The organism is Streptomyces longispororuber (genome assembly GCF_014656095.1).
In the GTDB taxonomy this organism is placed as follows: Bacteria; Actinomycetota; Actinomycetes; order Streptomycetales; family Streptomycetaceae; genus Streptomyces; species Streptomyces longispororuber.
In genome coordinates this window covers 1-22,337 of sequence record NZ_BNBT01000079.1, presented here as the reverse complement: position 1 = coordinate 22,337, position 22,337 = coordinate 1, and the positions used below count along the sequence as shown (strand labels likewise).

Below are 22,337 nucleotides of genomic sequence, written 5' to 3'. Positions count from 1 at the left end.
GGGCTCCGATCGCCGGGGCTTCGCGGGGCCTGCTGATGCCGGCCGGTGCTTCCAGGGGCTTCGCGGGGGCTTCGCGGGGGCGGGCACGCAGGCCGGGTGAGTCCCCGGCTCAGACGCGGCCCCGGCACAGCTCCAGAAGCGTCATCGCGAGCGCGGTGCCGGGCTTGCCGAGCGCGTCCCGGTAGTGGCTGAGAATCTCCATCTCGCGTGCGAGGTTCACCCGGCGCCCGCCGGAGCCGATGCGGGCCTCCTGGATCACCGCGGAGACCGCCATCCGCTCCTGGACCAGACCAATGATCCGGTCGTCGAGCGCGTCGATCCGCTCACGGGCACCGCCGATCAGCTCGGCGGCCTCCGGTGTACGGGCGCCGGTCCGCTCGGCGGGCGCGGCCGAGGGGGCGGCGGCTGCCGGGGCAGAGGCCGCGGTGTGCTGTGCGGTCGTGGTCATGGTGGGCTCCTCGCGGGTGGTGGCGGGTGGAGCGCTCCGGGACGACAGGACCGGGAACGACAGAACGCCCCGGGCCTTTCGGCCCGGGGCGCCTGGGAAGTCGCTTGTCAGGAGATCAAGCAGCTCGACCATGGCAGCCGGCGGGCCGGTTGCCATAGGTAAAGAGGAAGCCGAGGTGCTTGTTCACGGGCCCAGTATGCCCCGACACGCGCCTCCCGGGTCAATCCGGGACGGGGGCGGCTCGCATGGTGAGACGGGGGAGTGGGTGGAGTGGAGTAGGCGGAGCGGAGGGGGCGGGGGTGTGCGCTGAGGGGGCGGTGCGTGGGGCGTGTGGTGCGCGGTGACGTGGGGAGCGGGAGAGCGGTCGGCGGCCCGAGCCCGGGTGCGGCTGCCCCATGGGCCTGGGTGCGGCCTGGGCCCGGCGTGAGGACCTGGAGACAAGGCCCGTTGTCCGGGCCCGGCAGGGGGCCGAGGCCCGTGTCCGGCGCGGGTCCCGGGCTGCTGTCCCGTCGCCCGGGCCCCACGGCCGAAGCCGGTCCGGCGACCCTGGCCTTGGCCTTGGCCTTGGCCCTGGCGCTGGGACCGGGCGCGCCCGGTATCCGCGGCACGTCACCCCCGGCGGCGTCCCCCACCCCCAGCCCAGACGTTCGCGCAATCGCTGGCGCGGCACCTCGGACGAGGACCCCCGGGCACCGGACTCGAACCCCGGCCCCGTCGGATGCGACGAAGGAGCGACAGTCGCTCCCGTTAGAATTGACAAAACAACCCCAGCTCCAACCGCGCGCGCACCCCTCGTGCACTCCCCCCTCACGAGCCTCCTGCGCACGCTCAACGCCGGAAGGCCGCCGCCGTGTCCTCAGCGACTCCCGCTGCCGCCGCTCCCGACACCGTCCTGGTCGTCGACTTCGGAGCGCAGTACGCCCAGCTCATCGCCCGCCGCGTCCGCGAGGCCCGGGTCTACAGCGAGATCGTGCCGAGCACCATGCCGGTCTCGGAGATGCTCGCCAAGAAGCCCGCGGCCATAATCCTCTCCGGCGGCCCGTCCTCGGTGTACGCGGAGCACGCCCCGTCCGTCGACGGCGCCCTCTTCGAGGCGGGCGTCCCCGTCTTCGGCATGTGCTACGGCTTCCAGCTCATGGCGACCACCCTCGGCGGCACGGTCGACAACACCGGTGCCCGCGAGTACGGCCGCACCCCGCTCGCCGTCTCCAAGCCCGGCTCGACCCTCTTCGAGGGCACCCCGGCGGAGCAGTCCGTGTGGATGTCCCACGGCGACGCGTGCAGCGCCGCCCCCGAGGGCTTCGCGGTCACCGCCTCCACGGACCTCGTCCCCGTCGCCGCCTTCGAGAACGACGAGAAGAAGCTCTACGGCGTCCAGTACCACCCCGAGGTCATGCACTCCACGCACGGCCAGCAGGTCCTGGAGCACTTCCTCTACCGCGGCGCGGGCCTGAAGCCGAACTGGACCACCGGCAACGTCATCGAAGAGCAGGTCGCCGCCATCCGCGAGCAGGTCGGCACCAAGCGCGCCATCTGCGGCCTGTCCGGCGGCGTCGACTCCGCCGTGGCCGCCGCCCTGGTGCAGAAGGCCATCGGCTCCCAGCTCACCTGCGTGTACGTCGACCACGGCCTGATGCGCAAGGGCGAGACCGAGCAGGTCGAGAAGGACTTCGTCGCCGCCACCGGCGTCCAGCTCAAGGTCGTCGACGCGCAGGAGCGGTTCCTGTCCGCGCTCGCCGGGGTGTCCGACCCCGAGGAGAAGCGGAAGATCATCGGCCGCGAGTTCATCCGCGTCTTCGAGCAGGCCCAGGCCGAAATCGTCGCCGAGGCGCCCGGCGACCAGCCGGTGGAGTTCCTGGTCCAGGGCACCCTCTACCCGGACGTCGTCGAGTCCGGCGGCGGCACCGGCACCGCCAACATCAAGTCCCACCACAACGTGGGCGGCCTCCCCGAAGACCTCGAGTTCCAGCTCATCGAACCGCTGCGCAAGCTGTTCAAGGACGAGGTGCGCATGGTGGGCCAGGAGCTCGGCCTGCCCGAGGAGATCGTCCAGCGTCAGCCCTTCCCGGGCCCCGGCCTCGGCATCCGCATCGTCGGCGAGGTCACCAAGGAGCGCCTCGACCTGCTGCGCGAGGCCGACGCCATCGCCCGCGAGGAACTCACCGCCGCCGGCCTCGACCGCGAGATCTGGCAGTGCCCCGTGGTGCTCCTCGCCGACGTCCGCTCCGTGGGCGTCCAGGGCGACGGCCGTACCTACGGCCACCCGATCGTGCTGCGGCCCGTCTCCTCCGAGGACGCGATGACGGCCGACTGGTCCCGGCTGCCGTACGACGTGCTCGCCCGCATCTCCACCCGCATCACCAACGAGGTCGCCGACGTCAACCGCGTCGTCCTCGATGTCACCAGCAAGCCGCCGGGCACCATCGAGTGGGAGTGACCTCCCCGCAGTACCGGCACGGCGCCGTCCGCCTCGCGAGAGGCGGACGGCGCCGTCCGCGTACGGGAGGCCGACGGCACCCGCCGCACCCGGCGGCCGCGCGACACCGCGCCAGTCCGGCAAACGCACGCACGAACCACCCCCGCCACTGCGGTCCGTGTACCCGAGGCACGCGCCGCCGGGCATGACCGTGACAGGGGTGACGCGCCCCGCTTGCGCGAGGAGACGGCACGGCGTGTGTCCGCGCGGCCGGCGGTGCGGTGTGCACGGCGGAAGACGGCCGACCCTCAGGTGCGGCGGGTCTTCCGCACCGGCCGTCCCGGACGCCACAGCAGCACCGCCAGATACTTCTCGTCCTCGATGTACGTACGGACGACCTCCGTCAGCTCGGTGCGGAAAAGGTGGAACGCGTCCGGGTCCGGGGGGTTCACCACGTCCGCGTAGCGCGCGATCACCTCGGGGTCGCGCACCTCCACCGCGCGCCCCGCGATCCGGACGTCCCCGCCTCCCATCTCCGTGCCCGCACCCGGATTCGCCTGGAGGGAGAACCGCGGGTCGCGGCGCAGGTCCAGCGCCTTGTACGAGTTCGGCATCATGCCGAGCCACAGCTCCCCGTGCAGGAACCGCACCTCGATCCCCGTGGTGCGCGGTGATCCGTCCTTGCGGAGCGTCGCCAGGACGTGATGGGTGAACGCGCCGAACCGCTTCTCGACGGTCGCCGCGAACTCGGGCTCTGTGATGGCGAAGGCTTCCCATCTGTACGACATGCCTCGAGTCTGACGCTCATACCCGACACCTTCTGTCCTCTTTTCGGAGCCGCGCCCCCGCGCTCGCCCGGACTGCTTCCGAGTGAACCCCTTCGCCATGCCCTTCCCGCGGATCACCACCGGCCGTCCGGCGCTCCGGAGCACCCGCCGACCTCCTCGACGGGACGCCGGGGGCGGGAAACCCGGCCTGCTCACCCGTCCCCGCCGCGTCCACCCCGCCCGGTCCCTCCACGGCCCCGCTCTGGCCTCCCGTCAACACGCGTGTCCGCAGACCACCCGCGTTGACCTGACCCGCGGAACACGCACAGGCGTCCGTACGGCACAATTCCCAGTCGTTGCAGGGTAGTTCGCGAGCCCGTGGCCGGTCGTAGATCCGGCCGCGAGTTCGATCACGGCCTCGGCCGAGGGCGGGGAAGGCGGCGTACGCGGTGGCGGTGCAGGAAGCCAGGCAGAGCACGCACGGGGGCGGCTGCACATGCGGCGACTGCCCGCACGGCGCACGCGAGGGGCACCGGCGTGCCGTGGCCGCATTCCTCGCCAAGCGCGACGAACTGGCGGCCGGTCGCGGGGTGCCCGCGGCCGTCGTCCACTCGGCGGGCGCGTCCCGCCAGTGGGTGTCGGACGAGCTGACCCAGTCCGCCCGGGTGGTCGCCGAACGCGGGCGTGCCGAGGGCGAGGCCTGGCTCGCCCGCCTGTGGCGGTACACCCTCGCCGCCGTCTGGGTGGGCGTCGTCGCGCTGCTGCTCGTCCAGGCCCTCACGGCGGTCGGCGCCGGGTGGTCGGACACGCGCACGGCCGGCCTGGTCGCGGCGCTCGTCATGGCGCTCCTGCTGTCCGGCGCCGCGTATCTGCACCGGGCCCGTGGCGGCGTCCTCGCGCCGATCATCGGCGAGGACAACCGCCTGTCCACCTCCCGGGCCGTCGCCGCCTCCTGGGTGCTGCTCGTCGTCTTCGCCGTGCTCGTGCTCGCGGGTGAACTCGCCGCCGCGTCCACGCGCGAGGCGCGCGATGACCTTGTCGACGGCCTCCAGATCGACCGCGCCGCGGGCCTCGTGACCGTCCTCGCCGTCGTCTGCGCCGTCGCCGTGCTCGTGCGCCGCGTCGTGGGTCTCAGAGTCCTCGGCCAGAAGCTCCAGAAGGTGCGCGCCGACCGGCCGCGGGCCGCCGACCTCCTCACCGACGACTCGGGCCGCGGCCACTTCGCGGACGCCCAGTACTTCCTCATCAGCACCGCCGCCGTCGTCTTCGCCGCCGTCCGGCTCGCCCGCCGCCCGGAGCACCTGCCCGACCTGCCCTGGGGGCTCGCCCTCCTCGTGCTCGTGTCGGCCGCCACATACGTGGCGGGCAAGTACTCCGAAGGCGGTCGGCCCGTCATCCTCTCCGTCGTCCGCGCCCGCGAGGCGGGTGACCTGGACGCCCCGATCCGCACCGGCGACGACATCGAGATCCGCGGCGCGGGCTTCGTGCCGCCCGGCGCGCAGAGCGCGGACCGACTGGCCCGGATGGCCGTCCGGATCGGTACCGTCCACGTCCACGTGCCCCTGGTGCCCGTCGCCGGGGGGTTCACCAACCCCTCGGACACCGTCCTGACCGTGCCGGTGCCGGTCGATGTCGAACCGGGACGCGTTGACGTACAGGTCATCACCGCCGCAGGCGTCGAGACCAACCGCTGCACCATCGACGTGACGGACTGACCACCCTGCCGATCCCTCCGCGCAATACCCCACCTCTCCCACACGAACCAAGGCCTCCGCCACGCGGACCGCCACCCGTCCCGGCCTGACTGCCCCTCTTCCCGCACGGGCCGCCGCGCCCGATGCGCGGACCGCCACGCCTCCCACACGGACCGCCGCCCCCTGGCCGCAGGCCGCCGCACTTCCCGCAAGGACCGCCGCACTTCCCGCACGGACCTCCGAACGGCCCGCGTGGATCGCCCGACGACTGCCATGGACTGCCCGACGACCTCCATGGACCGCCGGCCGACCCCCAGGGACCGCCGGGCGGACCACACCGCGCCTGATCGGTGCACGACTGCTCCCCCTCCCATGCGCCCGGGACCGCCCTCCTCCTGCGGTTCCGGGCTCGCCTGATGGAATCCTCCGCACGCCACTGAGCGGCGGCTGCCTTTCCTCCGTATCGTCAGTTGACGGCTCAACGGGAGAGGTGGCGGACAGCCATGGCTCACGGCATGCGCACGGGCGGCCACAGCGGCTTCACCGGACGGAACGACTGGCGGGACTCCGCCTCGCGCTACGCCCTGCTCCCCTTGAGGATCTTCCTCGGCGTCACCTTTCTCTACGCGGGCCTGGACAAGCTCACCGACAGCGCCTTCATGAAGGAGAGCGGACCCGGCTCGATCGGCCAGCAGATGCGCGACATCCGCGACCTCTCCGCGATCCCCGACCTCGTGGACCTGGCCCTGAAGAGCCCGGTCGGCTTCGGGTACGCCATCGCCCTCGGCGAGGTGGCCGTCGGCATCGGCACCCTCATCGGCCTGTTCGCCCGGATCGCCGCGCTCGGCGGCGCCCTCGTCTCGCTCAGTCTCTGGCTGACCATGAGCTGGTCCACCGAGCCCTACTACTACGGCAACGACCTCGCGTACCTGATGGCCTGGCTGCCGCTGGTGCTCGCCGGGGCGTCCTTCCTCTCCGTCGACGCCTGGCTCGCCGCACGCCGGAGCGCCTCCGGGCTGCGGCTGGGCTAACCCCGGCCCGCCTCGTCCGTGTCGCCAGTCTGCGCCGTGCCCGCCGCGCCGGGGGCGCCGCCGGTGGTTATGTGCCCGGTGAGCGTCCACTGACGGCGGCTGTCCCCGCGACCCGCGGGGCCCTTGCGTATGCCCGCCACGGTCGCCGTGGCGCCCGCGAGGCACAGCCCGCCGACCACGATCGGGATGATCGCGAACCAGGGCGTGTCCCACAGGCCGCCCGCGTCGCCCGCGTAGACGAACCCGGCCAGGCCCATGAACAGGCCGGCCACCAGCCGCCCCGGCTGGAACTCATGACGTAGCACGGCTCACCTCCGCCTGCCCGATGCCGACGTGAAGCCTGAGGTCCAGCATGCTGCCGTCCTTGGCACCCGCAGGCGGCTTCAGGGTCGTCCTCTTCTGTTTGTCGGGAGCGATGTCCACGTCCTGGCTGTCGTCGCTCGGCAGTTGGATGTCCCCGACGCCCACATCGATCCTCAGCTTCACCTCGGCCTCCTTCGGCACGATCACCTTCAGCTTCCCGGCGCCCACCTCGGCGTGGGCTCGCACCGTCCGGTCCTTGCCGAGGTCGATCCGGCTCAGGTCCAGGGTGCCGACGCCCGTCCCCAACTCGTACCGCGGACGCACGTCCGCGGCGGTGGCCGGGCGCCAGTCCGTGCGTATCCAGTCCGTGGTGATGTTCTTCGGGAGGGCGGCCGAGGCCGCGAGCAAGGTGGCGGTGACCACCGCGAGCACGATGGAACCCGCGCCCACGCGCCCCAGGAACGAGCTGACCGCGATGCCCAGGCCGAGCACGGCGAGAGCACAGGCGAAGCCGGTCTGCAGGCTGGTGCCCAGAGGCTGGTCCTTCCACGTCAGGCTCGTGCCGAGGTAGGCCGCGAGCACGGCGGCCAGGAACACCCAGCCACCGATCCAGCGCGGCCCGGACCGGCCGCCGGGCCCGGAGGTCAGGTCGGGCGCGCGCCCTGCCGGGGTGTGCGGCGCGTCCGGCAGGTACTCCACCGCCACCGGGTCCGGTCCCCAAAGGTACTGCGGCGTCGTGCTCTCATAGCCCTCCTTGCCCATGGGATCGCGCCACCAGGACGGGGCACCGGTGACGGGCGGGGCCTTCGTCTCCGGCGGGGCGTCGGCCACCGCCTGCGCGGCCACCGGGTCGGGGTCCGGCGCGCCGCGCTGCCGCGACCAGTACCCCGCGCCCGCGAGGAGCAGACCGAGGACCGCCGCGAAGGTCAGCGCCGTACCGTTGGCCAGCAGGGTCAGGAACACGCCGCAGCCGACGAGCGCGAACAGCACCGCCGTGAGGGCGTGGCCGTCGACGCGGGCGGTCAGGAGCCGTCGCGCCTCGTTCTCCTCCTCTCCCTCGTACGGGATGAGCAGCCAGGCGAAGCCGTAGAAGACGAGACCGAGCCCGCTCGTGACCGCGAGCACGACCAGGCCGATGCGGAAGATCACCGGGTCCATGTCGCAGTGCCGCCCGAGCCCCGCGCACACGCCACCCAGCTTGCGGTGCCGGCGGTCGCGGCGGAACGTGCGCTCACGCACGGCCTCCGGCACGCCGGGCCCCTCGGCCGGGGCGGACGGACGGTCGCGCGGCGGGGCCTGCGGGCCCGGCGCGGGCTGCTGATCGGTCATGACTCCATGGTGACGGCCGCGGCCCGCCCACGGCAGTCGGGACAACCCTGGCCGAACCCTGATATCGCCCCTGACGTCCCCCGAGCCGGAACCCTGACACGGGGCTCCACCCCGCACGGCGAAGCCCGACGGATCCCACCCCGCGGCTCCCCTCCCGACGGCTCCCGCCCGACGCCTCCCGCCCAGCAGGCGCCTGCGCGGCGACACTCGGCTGGCTTTGCGTAGCGCCTGGCCTGCGGCTTCGCGCGGCGCGGTGCGTCAGCTCGGCCTGCGTGGCGCGGCTCGTCAGATCGGCCCCGCTGCGCGACGCGGCAGCGGTGTGACACCCCGCATCGCAGCGGTGTGACGCCCCGCGCCACAGCCCCGCTGCGCCACGCGGCCCCGACAACCCCGCCCCCCGCCACAGCCCCGGCGGCCCCGTCCCGACCGACGGGCCCCCGCCACCGTCCGGCCAGGATTCGCCGGGTCCCGCTCCCGCTCCACCGCACGGCCGCCACCCGGCCCGAGATCAGGGGAGTCTCGGGGATCGACCCTGATGTCCCCGGACCTGCTCGCGTGTGACCATCGATGGCATGCCGGACGCCGTGACTGCACCCATCGAAGACGAGCGGCCGCTGCGGAAGCTCTATCGCAGCGGCGAGGGTCGCCTGCTCGGCGGGGTCGCGCGCGGTCTCGCCGGGCACCTCGGACTGCCCGTCATCTGGGTGCGGCTCATCTTCATCGGCCTCTTCACCGCGAACGGCCTCGGTGCGCTGCTGTATGCGGCGTTCTGGTTCTTCGTGCCGCTCGGCGTGGGGGGCGTCGGGGCGCACCGCGCCACCGTGGTGGCCACGGAGACCGCGCCGGACGGCCGTCGAAGACTCGTCGCCCGCAGACCGGACAAGGGTCAGATCGTCGCGCTCCTCGCGATGCTGGCTGTCGCCATGGTCTTCGTCGGCAGCGTGGACCTCGGCGGTCCGACGAAGGCATACCTGTGGCCGGCGCTGCTCGTCGCGGCCGGTGTCGCCCTCGTCTGGCGCCAGGCGGACAACGCCCGGCGGGCCCGCTGGATGGAGGTCGGCCGCAGACGCCGCACCCTGACGATCGCCCGGACCGCGGCCGGGGTGCTCCTCGTCGGCGTCGGCGTGTCCGGCATCTTCGTCCTGCGCGGCTCCGCCTCCGACCTCGGCGCGGCGCTCCAGGCGGCGCTCGCCGTGCTCGTCGGCATAGCTCTCCTCGCGGGGCCCTATCTCGTCCGGATGACGCAGGACCTCTCCGAGGAACGCCTGATGCGCATCCGTGCCCAGGAGCGCGCGGAGGTCGCCGCCCACGTGCACGACTCGGTGCTGCACACGCTGACGCTGATCCAGCGCAACGCGGACAGTCCGGGCGAGGTCCGCCGCCTCGCCCGCGCGCAGGAGCGTGACCTGCGCGCCTGGCTGTACAAGCCGGAAGGCACCGGCAAGGAGGAGGCGGAGGAGCCCGACACCCTCGCCGAGGCGGTCCGGCGCGACGCCGCGGAGGTCGAGGACAAGCACGGCGTGCCGATCGAGGTGGTCGTCGTCGGGGACTGCCCGCTCGACGAGCGCCTGACGGCACAGGCCCAGGCCGCGCGGGAAGCAATGGTGAACGCCGCCAAGTACGGTGGCGAGGGCGGTGCGGTGCAGGTCTTCGCCGAGGTCGAGGGGGAGACGGTCTTCGTGTCCGTTCGGGACCGGGGCCCGGGCTTCGACCTGGACGCGGTGCCGGACGACCGCATGGGCGTACGAGAATCGATCATCGGCCGCATGCAGCGCAACGGCGGCACGGCGCGGCTGCGTACGGTGCCGGGCGGCGGTACCGAAGTCGAGCTGGAGATGGAGAGGACGGCGGCGACATGAGCGACGCGACCGAGGCGGGCGGGCCCGTGGATCCGGCTGTCGGGGCGGGAGAGGACGAGCGTGGGCCCGCGCGGCGGGTGAAGGTCGTCCTGGTCGACGACCACCGGATGTTCCGCACCGGCGTGCAGGCGGAGATCGGCCGGACCGAGCGCACGGGCGTCGAGGTCGTCGGTGAGGCAGCGGACGTCGACCAGGCGGTCACGGTGATCACGAACGCCCGGCCCGAGGTCGTGCTGCTCGACGTGCATCTGCCGGGCGGCGGCGGTGTGGAAGTGCTGCGCCGGTGTGCCGCGTTGATGGCGGACGCGGAGCGCCCGGTGCGGTTTCTCGCGCTGTCGGTGTCGGACGCCGCGGAGGACGTCATCGGCGTGATCCGGGGCGGTGCCCGGGGGTACGTCACCAAGACCATCACGGGTACGGACCTGGTCGACTCGATCTTCCGGGTCCAGGAGGGCGACGCGGTGTTCTCGCCGCGGCTCGCCGGTTTCGTCCTCGACGCCTTCGCCTCGACGGACGCGGCGCCGGTCGACGAGGACCTGGACCGCCTCACCCAGCGCGAGCGCGAGGTGCTGCGCCTCATCGCGCGAGGGTACGCCTACAAGGAGATCGCCAAGCAGTTGTACATCTCGGTGAAGACGGTCGAGTCGCATGTGTCGGCGGTCCTGAGGAAGCTCCAGCTTTCCAACCGGCACGAGCTGACGCGCTGGGCGGCGGCCCGGCGCCTGGTCTGAGCGGCGGCTGGCCCGCTCCGGCGACCGGCCCGACCTCGGTGCTCGCCCCGTCCCGGCGGTAGGCCTGCCCCGGCGGCCGCCCCGCCCCGGCGGTCGGAGGCGTCCCGGCTGCCGGAAAGGCACCGCCTCACGCCACCCGGGTGGCGCCCGCGAACGGCATCTCGTCGAGGGGCGCCAGGCGTACCGGGGCGCTCGGGTTGGGGGCGTGGATCATCTGGCCGTCGCCGACGTAGAGGCCGACGTGGCTGATGCCGGAGTAGAAGAAGACCAGGTCGCCCGGTTGGAGCTCGGAGCGCGGGACACGGCGGCCGGCGTCGATCTGGGCGTACGTCGTGCGGGGCAGCGAGACGCCGGCCGAGCGGTAGGCGGCCTGGGTGAGACCGGAGCAGTCGAAGGCGTCCGGGCCGGTGGCGCCCCACACGTAGGGGCTGCCGAGTGCCTTGTAGGCGTACGAGACCGCCTGCGCGGCGCGGGCGTTGGGGGCCTTCGTGGCACCGGGGGCCGGCGCGGCGGCGGGGCGGGGGGCGGCGCGTGACGCCCTGCCCCTGTCCTCCCGCTCGTCCTCCCCGCCGTCCTCCCGCTCGGCGGCGGCCAGGCGGGCCCGCTCCTCGGCGGTCAGCCTGGCGAGCAGCCGCCGGGCCTCGCCGAGCTTGCCGGTCACGGTCTTCTTGTGCTTCCGCAGGTCCGCCTGGCGGGACTTGAGGTCTTGGAGCGTGTCGTCGGCCTCGGTGCGCAACTGGTCGAGCTCACGGACCTGCCGCCGTACGCCAGCGATCTCCGCGGCGTGGCGCCGGCCGACGCGGTCGGCACGGGAGGCCCGGTCGAGGAACGCGTCCGGGTCGGTGGAGAGCGCGAGCTGGACGGACGGGTCGACGCCGCCGGAGCGGTACTGGGCGGTGGCCAGGGAGCCCAGGCTCCGGCGCGCGGAGTTGAGCCGCTCGGTCCTGCGGGCTGCCTCGTCGCGCAGGTCCCGCAGCGCGGACTCGGCCCGGTCGGCCTTCTCCTTGGCGCCGTTGTACTTCTCGGTGGCGATCTCCGCCTCGCGGTAGAGCTTGTCGACCTTGGCCTTCACCTCGCCGGTGGTGGGGCGCGGCTCGGCGTGACCGGTGCCTTCGAAGGCGGTCACGGTCGCGGCCGACGCGAGGGCGAGGGTGGCGGCGGTGCGGGCCGTGTGTCCGCTGAGCGAGCGGTGCTTCGGCTTGCGGTGCTGTGCCACGGAGGCTCCACGTCCTTCCACGGTGGCGGTCCGGGACGTGTCCGGCGGCGCCGCGCACAGGGGGGGACGGGACGCCGCCGGACTTCTCGGCGGTGGTGGTCGGCTGCCGCCCCTGGTCCGGACGGCGGTGGGGAGCCGGTCACCGGTCAAGGACGCTAAACCTCGCTGTCACCGGGTCGTGACCCGTTGTGCGGAAGTGACGCGTGCGGCCCGCTCGTGACCGGACGCGACCGGACCGGAGCCGGGCCGCGGTCCGCTTGACCCGTACCCGTGACCGAGGTGGCAGTTGCGGCCCACCTGGCTGGAGGGAGGTGCTAAGGGCCCCGTTAGGCTCGCCCCATGGACGTACTCATCCATCTCTTCGTCGGCCTGCACATCATCGGTATCGCCGCGCTCCTGGGCGGCTTCCTGACCCAGATGAAGGCGATGGGCGAGGGCACGGCCCGCTTCAGCCCCGCCATGCTGCACGGCGCGCTGACCATGCTGATCACCGGCGTGGCCCTCGTCGGCCTGAACCAGGCCGACGACAACGCGGTCAACAACCTCAAGATCGGCATCAAGATGGCGCTGCTGATCGTCATCCTGGGGCTCGTGTACGTGAAACGGGACGAGGAAAGGGTCGACAAGGCGCTGTTCGGCGCGGTCGGCGCGCTCACCGTGGCGAACATCTTCATCGCCGTCCTGTGGACGTAGGGCGTCGTTTTCCGGCGTCGTTCTCCGGCGTCGGTTTGGCTCCGCACGTGAGGGCTACAGGTTCTCGCTTTCGGTGTCAGGCGCCGTCACGCGCGTCCGTTCCGTCCATGCGCGGACGGTTACTGCTCGCTCAATGCGGCTGATGATGTCCTTTTTGGAGGCCGTGTCCAGAGTCTCCGGGATCTTGTCGAAGGTGCCGGGGAGGACGTCGAGCAGACCCCAGATCTGTTCGCCGGTATGGACGGTCAGCAGTTGCTGGCACCTCCACTGCAGCGGCATTTCGGGGCGGTGCGTGAGCCGCTGTACGTTTCCTGGGAGGCACCCCACGAGGGACCAGGCGGCCCTACGACCCCGGTGCCCACGTCCGTGCCCCGGCCGGGGCGTAGGTACCGCCACACCTCCGTGCCGACCAGCGTCCAGCCGAAGCCGAAGCCGAAGCCGAAGCCCGAGCCGGAGCCACCCACGCCCCGCCCCCGGACGGCCCTCGGACCCCAGACGTTTTCGTGATGTTGCGCACCTCGCCAGGCCCCCGGCCCCGCGCCCGTGCCGCCCTGGCGCCCCCGCGAGGCCGCTCACCTGCGGTGCGGCACGGTGCGACGGCCCGGCGGGCGCCCGGCGCGCCGGGACCGGGCACGGGCGATGGCCGGAACCCGGGGTCGGCTGTCAGTGGGGCCGCCTAGACTCGGGAGGCGATGAGCAGCCTCTTTGACGACAGCTTCCTGGCGGACCTCACGCCCTCGCAGGGCGGGCAGGAGGAGCCCCCGCCGCCGCCCGAGGACAGCGCTCCGGAGCCGATTCCGGAGGACCTGTTCGGCGGGAAGTTCGACGCGCCCGTGCCCCAGGACGCGTACTACCGGGACGGCGCCCCGCGCCCGGCGATCGACCCGGCGGCGCTGCTCGACGGGCTGAACGAGAACCAGCGCGCGGCCGTCGTGCACGCGGGTTCCCCGCTGCTCATCGTCGCGGGAGCCGGCTCCGGCAAGACGCGCGTACTGACCCACCGCATCGCGTACCTGCTGGCCGAGCGCGGGGTGCACCCGGGCCAGATCCTCGCGATCACCTTCACCAACAAGGCCGCGGGCGAGATGAGGGAGCGCGTCGAGCAGCTCGTCGGCCCGCGCGCGGGCGCGATGTGGGTGTCGACGTTCCACAGCGCCTGCGTGCGCATCCTGCGCCGGGAGTACAAGAAGCTGGGCTTCACGTCCTCCTTCTCGATCTACGACGCCGCGGACTCCAAGCGGCTGATGGCCCTGGTCTGCCGCGACCTGGACCTGGACCCGAAGAAGTTCCCGCCCAAGTCCTTCAGCGCCAAGATCTCCAACCTGAAGAACGAGCTGATCGATGAGGAGGACTTCGCCGCCCAGGCCGCCGACGGGTTCGAGAAGACCCTCGCCCAGGCGTACGCGATGTACCAGTCGCGGCTGCGCGAGGCCAACGCCCTCGACTTCGACGACCTGATCATGACGACGGTCCACCTCCTGCGGGCCTTCCCGGACGTCGCCGAGCACTACCGCCGCCGCTTCCGGCACGTCATGGTCGACGAGTACCAGGACACGAACCACGCCCAGTACGCCCTGGTGCGCGAGCTCGTCGGCCCCGCCGGGGGCGAGGGCGACGACCCCGCCGAGCTGTGCGTCGTCGGTGACGCCGACCAGTCGATCTACGCCTTCCGCGGCGCCACGATCCGCAACATCCTCCAGTTCGAGGAGGACTACCCGGACGCGACCACGATCCTCCTGGAGCAGAACTACCGCTCCACCCAGACGATCCTGAGCGCCGCCAACGCGGTCATCGAGCGCAACGAGAGCCGCCGTCCCAAGAACCTGTGGACGAACGCGGGCGCCGGTTCCCGTATCACCGGGTACGTCGCCGACACCGAGCACGACGAGGCGCAGTTCGTCGCCGACGAGATCGACCGGCTCACGGACGCGGGCGAGGCCAAGGCCGGCGACGTCGCGATCTTCTACCGGACGAACGCGCAGTCCCGTGTCTTCGAAGAGATCTTCATCCGCGTCGGCCTGCCGTACAAGGTCGTCGGCGGCGTCCGCTTCTACGAGCGCAAGGAAGTCCGCGACGTCCTCGCCTACCTGCGGGTCCTCGCCAACCCGGAGGACGGCGTACCGATGCGCCGCATCCTGAACGTGCCGAAGCGCGGCATCGGCGACCGCGCGGAAGCCATGATCGACGCGCTCGCGCAGCGCGAGAAGATCTCCTTCCCGCAGGCGCTGCGCCGCGTCGACGAGGCGTACGGCATGGCGGCCCGCTCGGTGAACGCCGTCAAGCGCTTCAACGCGCTCATGGAGGAGCTGCGCACGGTCGTCGAGTCGGGCGCGGGCCCGGCCGTCGTCCTGGAGGCCGTGCTGGAGCGCACGGGCTATCTAGCCGAGCTCCAGTCCTCCACGGACCCGCAGGACGAGACCCGCATCGAGAACCTCCAGGAACTCGCGGCGGTGGCCCTGGAGTTCGAGCAGGAGCGCCAGGACGGCGAGACCGGGACGCTCTCCGACTTCCTGGAGCAGGTCGCGCTCGTCGCCGACTCCGACCAGATCCCCGACGAGGAGGACGACGGCTCGGGCGTCATCACGCTCATGACGCTGCACACCGCCAAGGGCCTGGAGTTCCCGGTCGTCTTCCTGACGGGCATGGAGGACGGCGTGTTCCCGCACATGCGCGCCCTCGGCCAGACCAAGGAGCTGGAGGAGGAGCGGCGCCTGGCGTACGTCGGCATCACGCGCGCGCGGGAGCGGCTCTACCTGACGCGGTCCTCCATGCGCAGCGCCTGGGGCCAGCCCTCGTACAACCCACCGTCGCGCTTCCTGGAGGAGATCCCGGAGGCGCACGTCGAGTGGAAGCGGACGGGCTCCATGGGGGCGCCCGCGTCGTCGGGCCCCGCCGGGGGAGTGGCGTCGTCGCTGTCGTCGTCGCGTTCGCGCACCGGGGGCGCGCAGGGCTTCGCCACGCGCCGGGCGTCCGAGAAGCCGGTGGTCGCGCTCGCGGTGGGCGACCGTGTCACGCACGACCAGTTCGGCCTCGGCACAGTGGTCGGCGTGAAGGGCTCGGGTGCGAACGCCGAGGCGACGGTGGACTTCGGCGGGGACAAGCCGAAGCGGCTGCTGCTGCGGTACGCGCCGGTGGAGAAGCTCTAGGCCCCGCCTCGTGGAGGGGCGCGGTCCCCTCCACGAGGCACGAGGAAGCCTGCGGCCGAGGTCAGCCACGGCCAGGCCGCTGGGAGTGCTGCCGAAAGCTTTCAGCTACGCCAGGCGCCGCGGAGATGCCCCCATGCCGGGGCGGGCGGGGCGGGGATGCGAGATGCCGCGCGGGTTACGTCGGGTCCAGGCCGTGACTGCGCAGCCAGGGCAGCGGGTCGATGGCCGAGCCGCCGCCGGGGCGGACCTCGAAGTGCAGATGCGGCCCGGTGGAGTTGCCGGAGTTCCCCGAGTAGGCGATGACGTCGCCCGCCTTCACGGGGCCGTGCGAGATCTTGTGCGTGGAGAGGTGGCAGTACCAGGTCTCCGTGCCGTCCTTGGCGGTCACTATCGCCATGTTCCCGTAGGCGCTGTTCCACTTCGTGGAGACGACGCCGTCGGTCGCGGCCATCACGGGCGTGCCGTACGACACCGGGAAGTCGATGCCGGAGTGCGCCGACATCCAGTTGATGCCGGCCTGGCCGTAGTGCGCGCTGAGGCCGTGCTGGGAGACCGGCAGCGCGAACTTCGGGCGCAGTCGCTCCTTGCGGGCCGCCTCCGCGATGGCCTTCTTGTGCGCGGCCTCCTTGGCGGCCTTCAAGTCAATACGTTCCTGCGTCCGGCTCGCGCGGTCGGCGAAGTCACCGGCGTCGGCCGAGAGGTTGGCGAGCTGGGTGTCGAGCTTGGTGTTCGTGGTGGACGGCTGCACGGTCGCCGGGTCCGGGGCGGCCGCCGCCTGCACCCGCTTGTCGTCGTCGCCCCCGCTGAGGCCGCCCACCGAGGCCGCGGCCACCCCCGCGACGCCCATCACGCACGCCGACGGCACGGCGACGGTGAGCAGCGCGGAGCGCTTGGCGGGGGAACGGCGTGAACGGGAGCGGGTACGCGCGGCGCCGCGGGTGGCGCGGGGGCGCTCGACGGGGGCGTGCTCGTCGAGGTGCGCTCCCGGTTCGACGGCGCCGAGTTCGTCGCCGGGCGTGTCGGAGGGCGTGTCCGCGGTGCCGTCGCCGGGGGTGAACTCACCCTCGTCGGTGCCCGATTGCCGGTACGCGTCCGCCCCGGCGCCCGCGGCCTCGTAGGCGCCGTCGGTCTCATAGGCACCATCGGTCTCATAGGCGCCGTCGGTCTCGGTGGCCGAGCCGTTCGCCCGTGCCGCCCCGTCCCGGTCGTCCGTCCCGTACGTGTCGTCGTACGCCCGGGGCGTCGTGTCGTACGTCTCCTGGCCGTCGGCGGAGTTCCACGCGGTGGCGTCGTACGCGCCGGTGTCGAAGACCTGCGTGGCCCACTGGCCGGTCTGCCGGTCGTCGGTCCACGGGGCGGCGTCCCAGGTGGCGGTGGTGTCGGGGCCCGGCTGCGCGGGGATGTCCGCGAGCGGCCGGTAACCGGCGGAGCCCCACAGGCCGGTGGTGTCGAGGTCGCCCGTGTCGTACGAGGACGAGGGTGACGAGGGGGCGGAGGAGGATCCGGGCGCGGACGGCTGCTGCGCGGCGAACGCGTCGTGGCCGAGGGGGTGCCGGCCCGTGGTGGCCCACTGGCCCGTGTCGTAGGCCTGTCCCGGCAGTTCGCCGAAGAGCGGGTCGGAGGGGAAGCCGCCGACCGCGAAGCCCGAGCCGGAAGTGTCGAAGACGCCCGTGCCGTCGTACGCGCCCGGGGCGTTGAACCCGGTGGCGGTGAAGGTGCCGGTGGCGTAGCCGTCGTAGCCGTAGCCGATGTGCTGTGCGCTCTGGTCGTAGGAGCCGTAAGGGGCGTAGTCGGCGTCGGGTGCCGGAGCCGGGGTGGGGGTCCCCGACGGGTGACGGTCGTTCACCAACTTCTCTTTCGCCTCGACAGCATGGGGGCTGGCAGCGCAGTGCCGCGACTGTACCCGGCGGTATGCGCGCGCGACAATCTTCGGCAGGTTCCACGCTCGCAGGAAACGGGCATTCGGCCGCCTTTCGGCGGACTGTGGGCACAGCCTTGGCTTTGCGTTCGACAAGTGTTCGAGGTTGTGAGGGGCGCGCGGCCGTTGTGCGCCCGGTCGGTACGCGCCGGGTCGGTCGGGTCAGGCGACCGTCAGGCCGTCCGCCGACGCCGGGGTGTCGGCCGCCGGGTCCGCGAGGTCGAGCGCCTGCCGGATCGCCGACGCCACCGCGGGGTGCACCGGCAGCGCGAGGTGCCCGATGCCGGAGACGCGTACGTTCTGCGCGCTCAGGTCCGGGTGGTCGACGCAGGCGGTCTCGACCGGGTCCATGATCTGGTCGAGCTCGCTCCAGAAGCTCACGAACTGCGTACGGCAGCCCGGCGCGGGCTCCCGCAGCTCCGCGACGACGTCCGAGCCGGGCCGCATCTGGCGGACGATCGGGTGGGCGTCGGCGAGCGGCACGACGCGGGTGCCGCCGTGCGGGGTGCCGAGGGTGACCAGCGTGCGGACGCGGGCGTCGCCGCCGAGCCGCTGCGCGTAGTAGCGGGCGATCAGGCCGCCGAGGCTGTGGCCGACGATGTCCACGCGCTGCTGTCCCGTGCGCTCGCATATCTCCTCCACGTGGCGGCCGAGCAGCTCGGCGGCCAGGCGGATGTCGCAGGTCAGCGGCGAGTAGTTGAGGGACTCCACATGCTGCCTGCCGTGCTGGGCGAGGCTGCGGCGCAGCAGGACGAAGACGGAGCGGTTGTCGATGAAGCCGTGCAGGAGCAGCACCGGCGGCTTGTCCCTCGCCGGCAGCCGGGGGGCGTCGGGCGGCGCGAGCCGGGGGGCCGGGCGGCGCTCCTGGACGATGCCCGAGGGGTACAGCAGGAGGTGGCCGGCGAGGATCGCCAGCTCCAGGGCCGTCGCCTTGAGCAGCGCGACGGAGATCCCCGCCAGCCTGGCGGGGAGCAGCGCGCCGCAGAGGCGCACGACCTGGACCTTAGTGACCGTCATGTCGACCTCCCGGTCGGCACGCGGGCAGACACCTCTGTCCCCCGTGTGCCCTCAGGGGAAGCCGTGGCCGAGGCATGACGAACCACGATGCGTCGCACCGCGGGCGACGTGCCGTCACCCCGTGCGCCGTGCGGCTGACGGCGCGGTGCCCGGCGACCTCGCGGCGGCTCCCCTCGCGCGGCCCCCGATTACACCCCGTGACAAGGGGGCGGCGCGCAGCGAACGTGTCCCACCGTGTGATTTCCCCCTCCCTCTCCACCACGAAACTGCGGGCTGCGGGATGGTGGAGATAACGTTCGTTCACCTACCCGGCCGGTGCGGCGCGGGGTATCCGTGCGGGGAGAGCTGGATTTCCGTACATGGATGTCTGTACATGGAGGCAGTGATGGGTGTGGGAGCCGGTCCGATCCGCGTGGTGGTCGCCAAGCCGGGGCTCGACGGCCACGATCGCGGGGCCAAGGTGATCGCGCGGGCGCTGCGCGACGCCGGCATGGAGGTCATCTACACCGGCCTGCACCAGACGCCCGAGCAGGTCGTCGACACGGCCCTGCAGGAGGACGCCGATGCGATCGGCCTGTCCATCCTGTCCGGCGCGCACATGACGCTGTTCGCGCGCGTCATCGAGCTGCTCAAGGAGCGCGACGCGGCCGACATCCAGGTCTTCGGCGGCGGCATCATCCCGGAGGAGGACATCGCGCCGCTCAAGCAGATGGGCGTCGCGGAGATCTTCACGCCGGGGGCGACCACCACGGCGATCGTGGAGTGGGTCAGGGAGAACGTGCGGCAGACGACCGGGGCTTGAGCCTCTACGAGCCGAGCGGGCCGCGCCGCCCCGGGTGCGGCCTGCCGCGCCGGAGAGAGCCGGTCGTGGCGCGCGCGGCCGGTGTCCCCGTGGAGGTGTGGTCACGGCGTGAGCTCCTCCCGCATCGCCGCGCGCAGGCGCAGGGTGGTGGCCAGGCGCTGGAAGGCCTCCGCCCAGTAGCCCCCGGCGCCGGGTGAGGCGTCCTCGGGCTCGTCCGGCAGAGCGGTGAGGGCGTCCAGGCGTACTGCCTCGGCGGGGTCGAGGCAGCGCTCGGCGAGGCCCATGACGCCGCTGAAGCTCCAGGGGTAGCTGCCCGCGTCCCGCGCGATGTTCAGCGCGTCCACCACCGCGCGGCCGAGCTCGGGCGCCCAGGGCACCGCGCAGACGCCCAGGAGCTGGAAGGCCTCGGACAGGCCGTGCGCGTCGATGAAGCCCGCCACCCAGGCGGCCCGCTCGTCCTGCGGCAGGGCGGCGAGGAGCTTGGCGCGCTCCGCGAGGGACACCGCGCCCGGGCCCGCCGCGTCGGGCGCCGACGGCGAGCCGAGCAGCGCCCGTGACCAGTCCGCGTCCCGCTGGCGAACGGCGGCCCGGCACCACGCGGCGTGCAGCTCGCCGCGCCAGTCGTCCGCCACGGGCAGCGCCACGATGGCGGCGGGGGTACGGCCGCCGAGCCTGCCCGGCCAGACGGCGAGGGGTGCGGCCTCCACCAACTGGCCGAGCCACCAGGAGCGTTGTCCGCGCCCGGCGGGGGCTTTGGCGACGACGCCGTCGCGCTCCATGCCCGCGTCGCACTCGTGCGGCGCCTCCACGGTGAGCGTCGGCGTGCTCGCGGTCCGGTCGAGCGCCACGCAACTGGAGGCGCGTGCGGCCATGCGGGCGGCGAGCGCCGAGTCCGGCAGGGCGGAGAGCAGTTCGGCGGCGGTGGAGCGGACGTTGCGGCTCCGGTCGGTCAGAGCCTGCTCCAGGAAGGGCTCGTCGGCCGGGCCGAGGCCGGTGCGCAGCGAGTCCAGGAACATCAGCCGGTCCTCGGCCCGCTCCGTCGCCCAGGTGCTCACGAGCAACGCGCGCGCGGCGTCCGGGTCCTGTGCCCGCAGCGAGGCGAGCAGGGCGACGCGCTCCGCGAACAGGCCCTCCTGCCAGCGGCGTTCGGTCTCCTCACCGTCCCGCTGAGCCGGTGCCGACGCGGCGGTCGGGGCGGCACGCAGCGCGAACTTCCAGTCCGGGTTGAGCCGCGCCAGCCACAGGGCCCGCGGGCCCGCGATGGCCAGGACCTGGGGGCGCAGGTCGGTACGGCCGCGGGCCGCGGTGAGCAGCGCGGGAAGCAGCTCCGGCGGGGCCGCGAACCCTCGGTCGTTCGCCAGGGCCAGCCACTGGGGCAGCAGCTCCATGAGGTCGGGCGCGGTGCCGCGCCGCCCGCCCACCGTCGTGGGGTGGTCGGCGAGCAGGGTGGCGAGACGGCGCCGGGCCGCGCGGGGCACGACGGGCCGCGGATCGGTGGGCGCGGGTTCGGGGCGCGCGGCGGCGGGCGCCGGGCGCAGACCCGCACGCCGGTGCACCGTCTGGACGGCGGCCGCGTCCAGGAGGGCGGCCGGGGCATCCTTCCCGGGCACGGAGAGGGGCGGCCTGCGCCGGTCCGTCCCCAGGAGCGCCGCCGTGACCAGCTCCTCCCAGGGGGCGTGGGTGAGGGGGACGGCGGCCCGCGCGTGCGGGGAGGGCGTGCCTTGCCGGTCGGACGAGGGCGGCTCGGCTGCTTGCGAAGCCGCGGTCGTCCGGGCGTCGGACGCTGCCGCGTGGGTGTGGCCGACGGTGGGTGTGGTCGTCATCTGCGGTCCCTCTCTCCTCACAGCCGCACGGTTTCCGACGCGTCGTCCGTCCAGGCGGCCAAGGGCGTGAAGCCCTGGTGGCCGCACTCGCCGAAGACGGTGAGCGGGGCGCCCCCGGACAGCGCGACCAGGCGCCACAGGCCGGAACGGGACGCGGCGGCCGGGGATATGGGCAGGGCCAGGTCGCCGTCCGCTTCGGCCAGTTGCCAGCGGGTGAGGGGGCCGGTGGGGGCGGGGGTGGTGGTGCTGGTGCTTCTGCCGGTGCCGGTGCCAGTGCTGCTGCCGGTGCCTGTGCCGCTGTTGCCTGTGCCGGTGTTGCTGCCGCTGCCGCTACCGCTGCCGCTGTCGGCGTCGGCCCCCGGCCCCACCCCGTCCTCACGCACCGGTACCGGTACGACCCCTTCGAGCGTCACTGGCCAGGCGTCCAGCCACGGGTCGGCGCGCAGCGCTTCCCCGTACCGGGCCGTGGCCTGGGCCGGTCCCACGCCGGGCGGATGGCCCGTCGTGGGCGCCGGGGCGGCGAACTGCTCGCCCAGGTCGGCGCGGAGGCCGCACGCCGCGGGGTCCGCGGCGTACGGGACGAGCTCGGCGTCCAGGGCCAGGCCCACCGGCAGCGAGAGCGCGGGGGCGCGGCCGGCCGCCCCGTACGACAGGAGCAGGGCCGTGCGCCCGGACTCCTCGCCGTACAGCCAGATGCGGCGCGTGGTGAGCTTGCTGTCCGCCGTGTCGTACTGGGCGAGGACCTGCCACCGGTCCCTGACCGGCGCGCCCTGGGCCGGTGCGGGCAGGCCGACGCGGGAGCGGACCGTGGCCGCCAGCGCGTCCGGGAGCCGGTCGCGGTGCAGCCAGCCCGAGGTGAGCAGGTGCAGCAGCGCGCACTCCTCCAGGAGCCGGGCGGGCCAGCCTGGCCCGGAGGAGGGTATGGCGCCCAACTCGCGGACCCGGGACGCCAGTCCCGGCGCCTGGGCGTCGACCATGCGCGCGGCCGTCTCCTCCCACAGGCCGTACCCCGCCTGCTCGGCCGTCGCCGTGCCGCCGCGCAGCAGGTCGGACAGGCGCCGCTCCAGCTCCGTCGCGCCCGCCGTGACCCGCTCGGCGCGGCGCTCCGCCCGCTTGCGCGCCGCCTCGGGGTCGGCCGCCGGCC

The 22,337-nt window shown here is 73.5% G+C and carries 17 protein-coding genes and 1 pseudogene; 8 read left to right on the top strand and 10 right to left on the bottom strand.

Translation table 11 applies throughout. The features are described 5' to 3' along the window. Window positions 1-109: 109 nt before the first annotated feature. Window positions 110-448 (bottom strand): chorismate mutase, encoded by a 339-nt coding sequence (locus IE330_RS22890; protein WP_190137967.1) that lies wholly within the window; start codon window positions 446-448, stop codon window positions 110-112. 850 nt (window positions 449-1,298) lie between these two features. Here IE330_RS22890 and guaA point away from each other — a divergent pair. After that, window positions 1,299-2,885 (top strand): glutamine-hydrolyzing GMP synthase, encoded by a 1,587-nt coding sequence (gene guaA / locus IE330_RS22885; protein WP_190137966.1) that lies wholly within the window; start codon window positions 1,299-1,301, stop codon window positions 2,883-2,885. 287 nt (window positions 2,886-3,172) lie between these two features. Here the strand turns inward: guaA and IE330_RS22880 are convergent, their stop codons facing one another. After that, window positions 3,173-3,652: a pyridoxamine 5'-phosphate oxidase family protein gene (locus IE330_RS22880; RefSeq protein WP_190137965.1), complete on the bottom strand. Its 480-nt coding sequence runs from the start codon at window positions 3,650-3,652 to the stop codon at window positions 3,173-3,175. A gap of 428 nt (window positions 3,653-4,080) precedes the next feature. On the opposite strand from IE330_RS22880, the gene IE330_RS22875 reads away from it, so the two are divergent. Together IE330_RS22875 and IE330_RS22870 are read left to right on the top strand one after the other, a co-directional pair. Further along, window positions 4,081-5,346, top strand: coding sequence for a hypothetical protein (locus IE330_RS22875; RefSeq protein WP_190137964.1), 1,266 nt, complete (start codon window positions 4,081-4,083; stop codon window positions 5,344-5,346). 482 nt (window positions 5,347-5,828) lie between these two features. Next, complete coding sequence (locus tag IE330_RS22870; RefSeq protein ID WP_190137963.1) at window positions 5,829-6,356, top strand: DoxX family protein; 528 nt, start codon at window positions 5,829-5,831, stop codon at window positions 6,354-6,356. Here the strand turns inward: IE330_RS22870 and IE330_RS22865 are convergent. Both IE330_RS22865 and IE330_RS22860 read right to left on the bottom strand, forming a co-directional pair. After that, window positions 6,353-6,661: a hypothetical protein gene (locus IE330_RS22865; RefSeq protein WP_190137977.1), complete on the bottom strand. Its 309-nt coding sequence runs from the start codon at window positions 6,659-6,661 to the stop codon at window positions 6,353-6,355. The two genes, IE330_RS22870 and IE330_RS22865, sit on opposite strands and share 4 nt — an antisense overlap. Then, window positions 6,648-7,988, bottom strand: a complete 1,341-nt coding sequence (locus IE330_RS22860; protein WP_190137962.1) for a PspC domain-containing protein — start codon at window positions 7,986-7,988, stop codon at window positions 6,648-6,650. The genes IE330_RS22865 and IE330_RS22860 overlap by 14 nt, the downstream gene beginning before the upstream one ends. Window positions 7,989-8,560: 572 nt before the next feature. Here IE330_RS22860 and IE330_RS22855 point away from each other — a divergent pair. Further along, window positions 8,561-9,847, top strand: a complete 1,287-nt coding sequence (locus IE330_RS22855) for an ATP-binding protein (RefSeq protein ID WP_190137961.1) — start codon at window positions 8,561-8,563, stop codon at window positions 9,845-9,847. Continuing rightward, window positions 9,844-10,578, top strand: coding sequence for a LuxR C-terminal-related transcriptional regulator (locus tag IE330_RS22850; protein WP_190137960.1), 735 nt, complete (start codon window positions 9,844-9,846; stop codon window positions 10,576-10,578). Before IE330_RS22855 ends, IE330_RS22850 begins: the two co-directional genes overlap by 4 nt. A gap of 127 nt (window positions 10,579-10,705) precedes the next feature. Here the strand turns inward: IE330_RS22850 and IE330_RS22845 are convergent, their stop codons facing one another. Continuing rightward, window positions 10,706-11,794, bottom strand: coding sequence for a C40 family peptidase (locus IE330_RS22845; RefSeq protein ID WP_190137959.1), 1,089 nt, complete (start codon window positions 11,792-11,794; stop codon window positions 10,706-10,708). A 339-nt stretch (window positions 11,795-12,133) separates the two neighbouring features. Between IE330_RS22845 and IE330_RS22840 the strand changes: the two genes are divergently transcribed. Then, window positions 12,134-12,487, top strand: coding sequence for a hypothetical protein (locus IE330_RS22840; protein WP_190137958.1), 354 nt, complete (start codon window positions 12,134-12,136; stop codon window positions 12,485-12,487). A gap of 54 nt (window positions 12,488-12,541) precedes the next feature. Here the strand turns inward: IE330_RS22840 and IE330_RS22835 are convergent. Then, window positions 12,542-12,802, bottom strand: a pseudogene (locus IE330_RS22835) (hypothetical protein); the annotation flags it as partial. Between the two features lie 377 nt (window positions 12,803-13,179). Between IE330_RS22835 and pcrA the strand changes: the two are divergent. Then, entirely contained in the window at window positions 13,180-15,633 is a 2,454-nt protein-coding gene (pcrA, locus tag IE330_RS22830; protein WP_190137957.1) for a DNA helicase PcrA, read from the top strand. Window positions 15,634-15,808: 175 nt separating this feature from the next. On the opposite strand, the gene IE330_RS22825 is transcribed toward pcrA, so the two are convergent. Continuing rightward, the gene (locus tag IE330_RS22825; RefSeq protein ID WP_190137956.1) at window positions 15,809-17,479 is read right to left on the bottom strand and encodes a M23 family metallopeptidase; all 1,671 of its coding nucleotides are present in this window, start codon (window positions 17,477-17,479) and stop codon (window positions 15,809-15,811) included. A gap of 234 nt (window positions 17,480-17,713) precedes the next feature. After that, window positions 17,714-18,568 (bottom strand): esterase/lipase family protein, encoded by an 855-nt coding sequence (locus IE330_RS22820; RefSeq protein WP_190137955.1) that lies wholly within the window; start codon window positions 18,566-18,568, stop codon window positions 17,714-17,716. Window positions 18,569-18,953: 385 nt separating this feature from the next. On the opposite strand from IE330_RS22820, the gene icmB reads away from it, so the two are divergent. Continuing rightward, window positions 18,954-19,370, top strand: a complete 417-nt coding sequence (icmB, locus tag IE330_RS22815) for a coenzyme B12-dependent isobutyryl CoA mutase small subunit (protein WP_190137954.1) — start codon at window positions 18,954-18,956, stop codon at window positions 19,368-19,370. Between the two features lie 101 nt (window positions 19,371-19,471). On the opposite strand, the gene IE330_RS22810 is transcribed toward icmB, so the two are convergent. After that, window positions 19,472-21,193 carry a DUF5691 domain-containing protein gene (locus IE330_RS22810; protein ID WP_229925848.1) on the bottom strand — a complete coding sequence of 574 codons (1,722 nt, stop codon included), beginning with the start codon at window positions 21,191-21,193 and terminating at the stop codon, window positions 19,472-19,474. A gap of 17 nt (window positions 21,194-21,210) precedes the next feature. Next, window positions 21,211-22,337, bottom strand: a 1,127-nt coding sequence (locus IE330_RS22800) for an SWIM zinc finger family protein (RefSeq protein WP_229925847.1), incomplete at its 5' end; no start/stop codon positions are given.

Bases quoted from the DNA above. Each gene is read 5' to 3' on its own strand.
- IE330_RS22840 (WP_190137958.1), top strand. From the start codon at position 12,134: ATGGACGTACTCATCCATCTCTTCGTCGGCCTGCACATCATCGGTATC.
- icmB (WP_190137954.1), top strand. From the start codon at position 18,954: ATGGGTGTGGGAGCCGGTCCGATCCGCGTGGTGGTCGCCAAGCCGGGG.
- IE330_RS22810 (WP_229925848.1), bottom strand. From the start codon at position 21,193: ATGACGACCACACCCACCGTCGGCCACACCCACGCGGCAGCGTCCGAC.
- pcrA (WP_190137957.1), top strand. From the start codon at position 13,180: ATGAGCAGCCTCTTTGACGACAGCTTCCTGGCGGACCTCACGCCCTCG.
- IE330_RS22870 (WP_190137963.1), top strand. From the start codon at position 5,829: ATGGCTCACGGCATGCGCACGGGCGGCCACAGCGGCTTCACCGGACGG.
- IE330_RS22890 (WP_190137967.1), bottom strand. From the start codon at position 448: ATGACCACGACCGCACAGCACACCGCGGCCTCTGCCCCGGCAGCCGCC.
- IE330_RS22820 (WP_190137955.1), bottom strand. From the start codon at position 18,568: ATGACGGTCACTAAGGTCCAGGTCGTGCGCCTCTGCGGCGCGCTGCTC.
- IE330_RS22860 (WP_190137962.1), bottom strand. From the start codon at position 7,988: ATGACCGATCAGCAGCCCGCGCCGGGCCCGCAGGCCCCGCCGCGCGAC.
- IE330_RS22855 (WP_190137961.1), top strand. From the start codon at position 8,561: ATGCCGGACGCCGTGACTGCACCCATCGAAGACGAGCGGCCGCTGCGG.
- IE330_RS22880 (WP_190137965.1), bottom strand. From the start codon at position 3,652: ATGTCGTACAGATGGGAAGCCTTCGCCATCACAGAGCCCGAGTTCGCG.
- IE330_RS22850 (WP_190137960.1), top strand. From the start codon at position 9,844: ATGAGCGACGCGACCGAGGCGGGCGGGCCCGTGGATCCGGCTGTCGGG.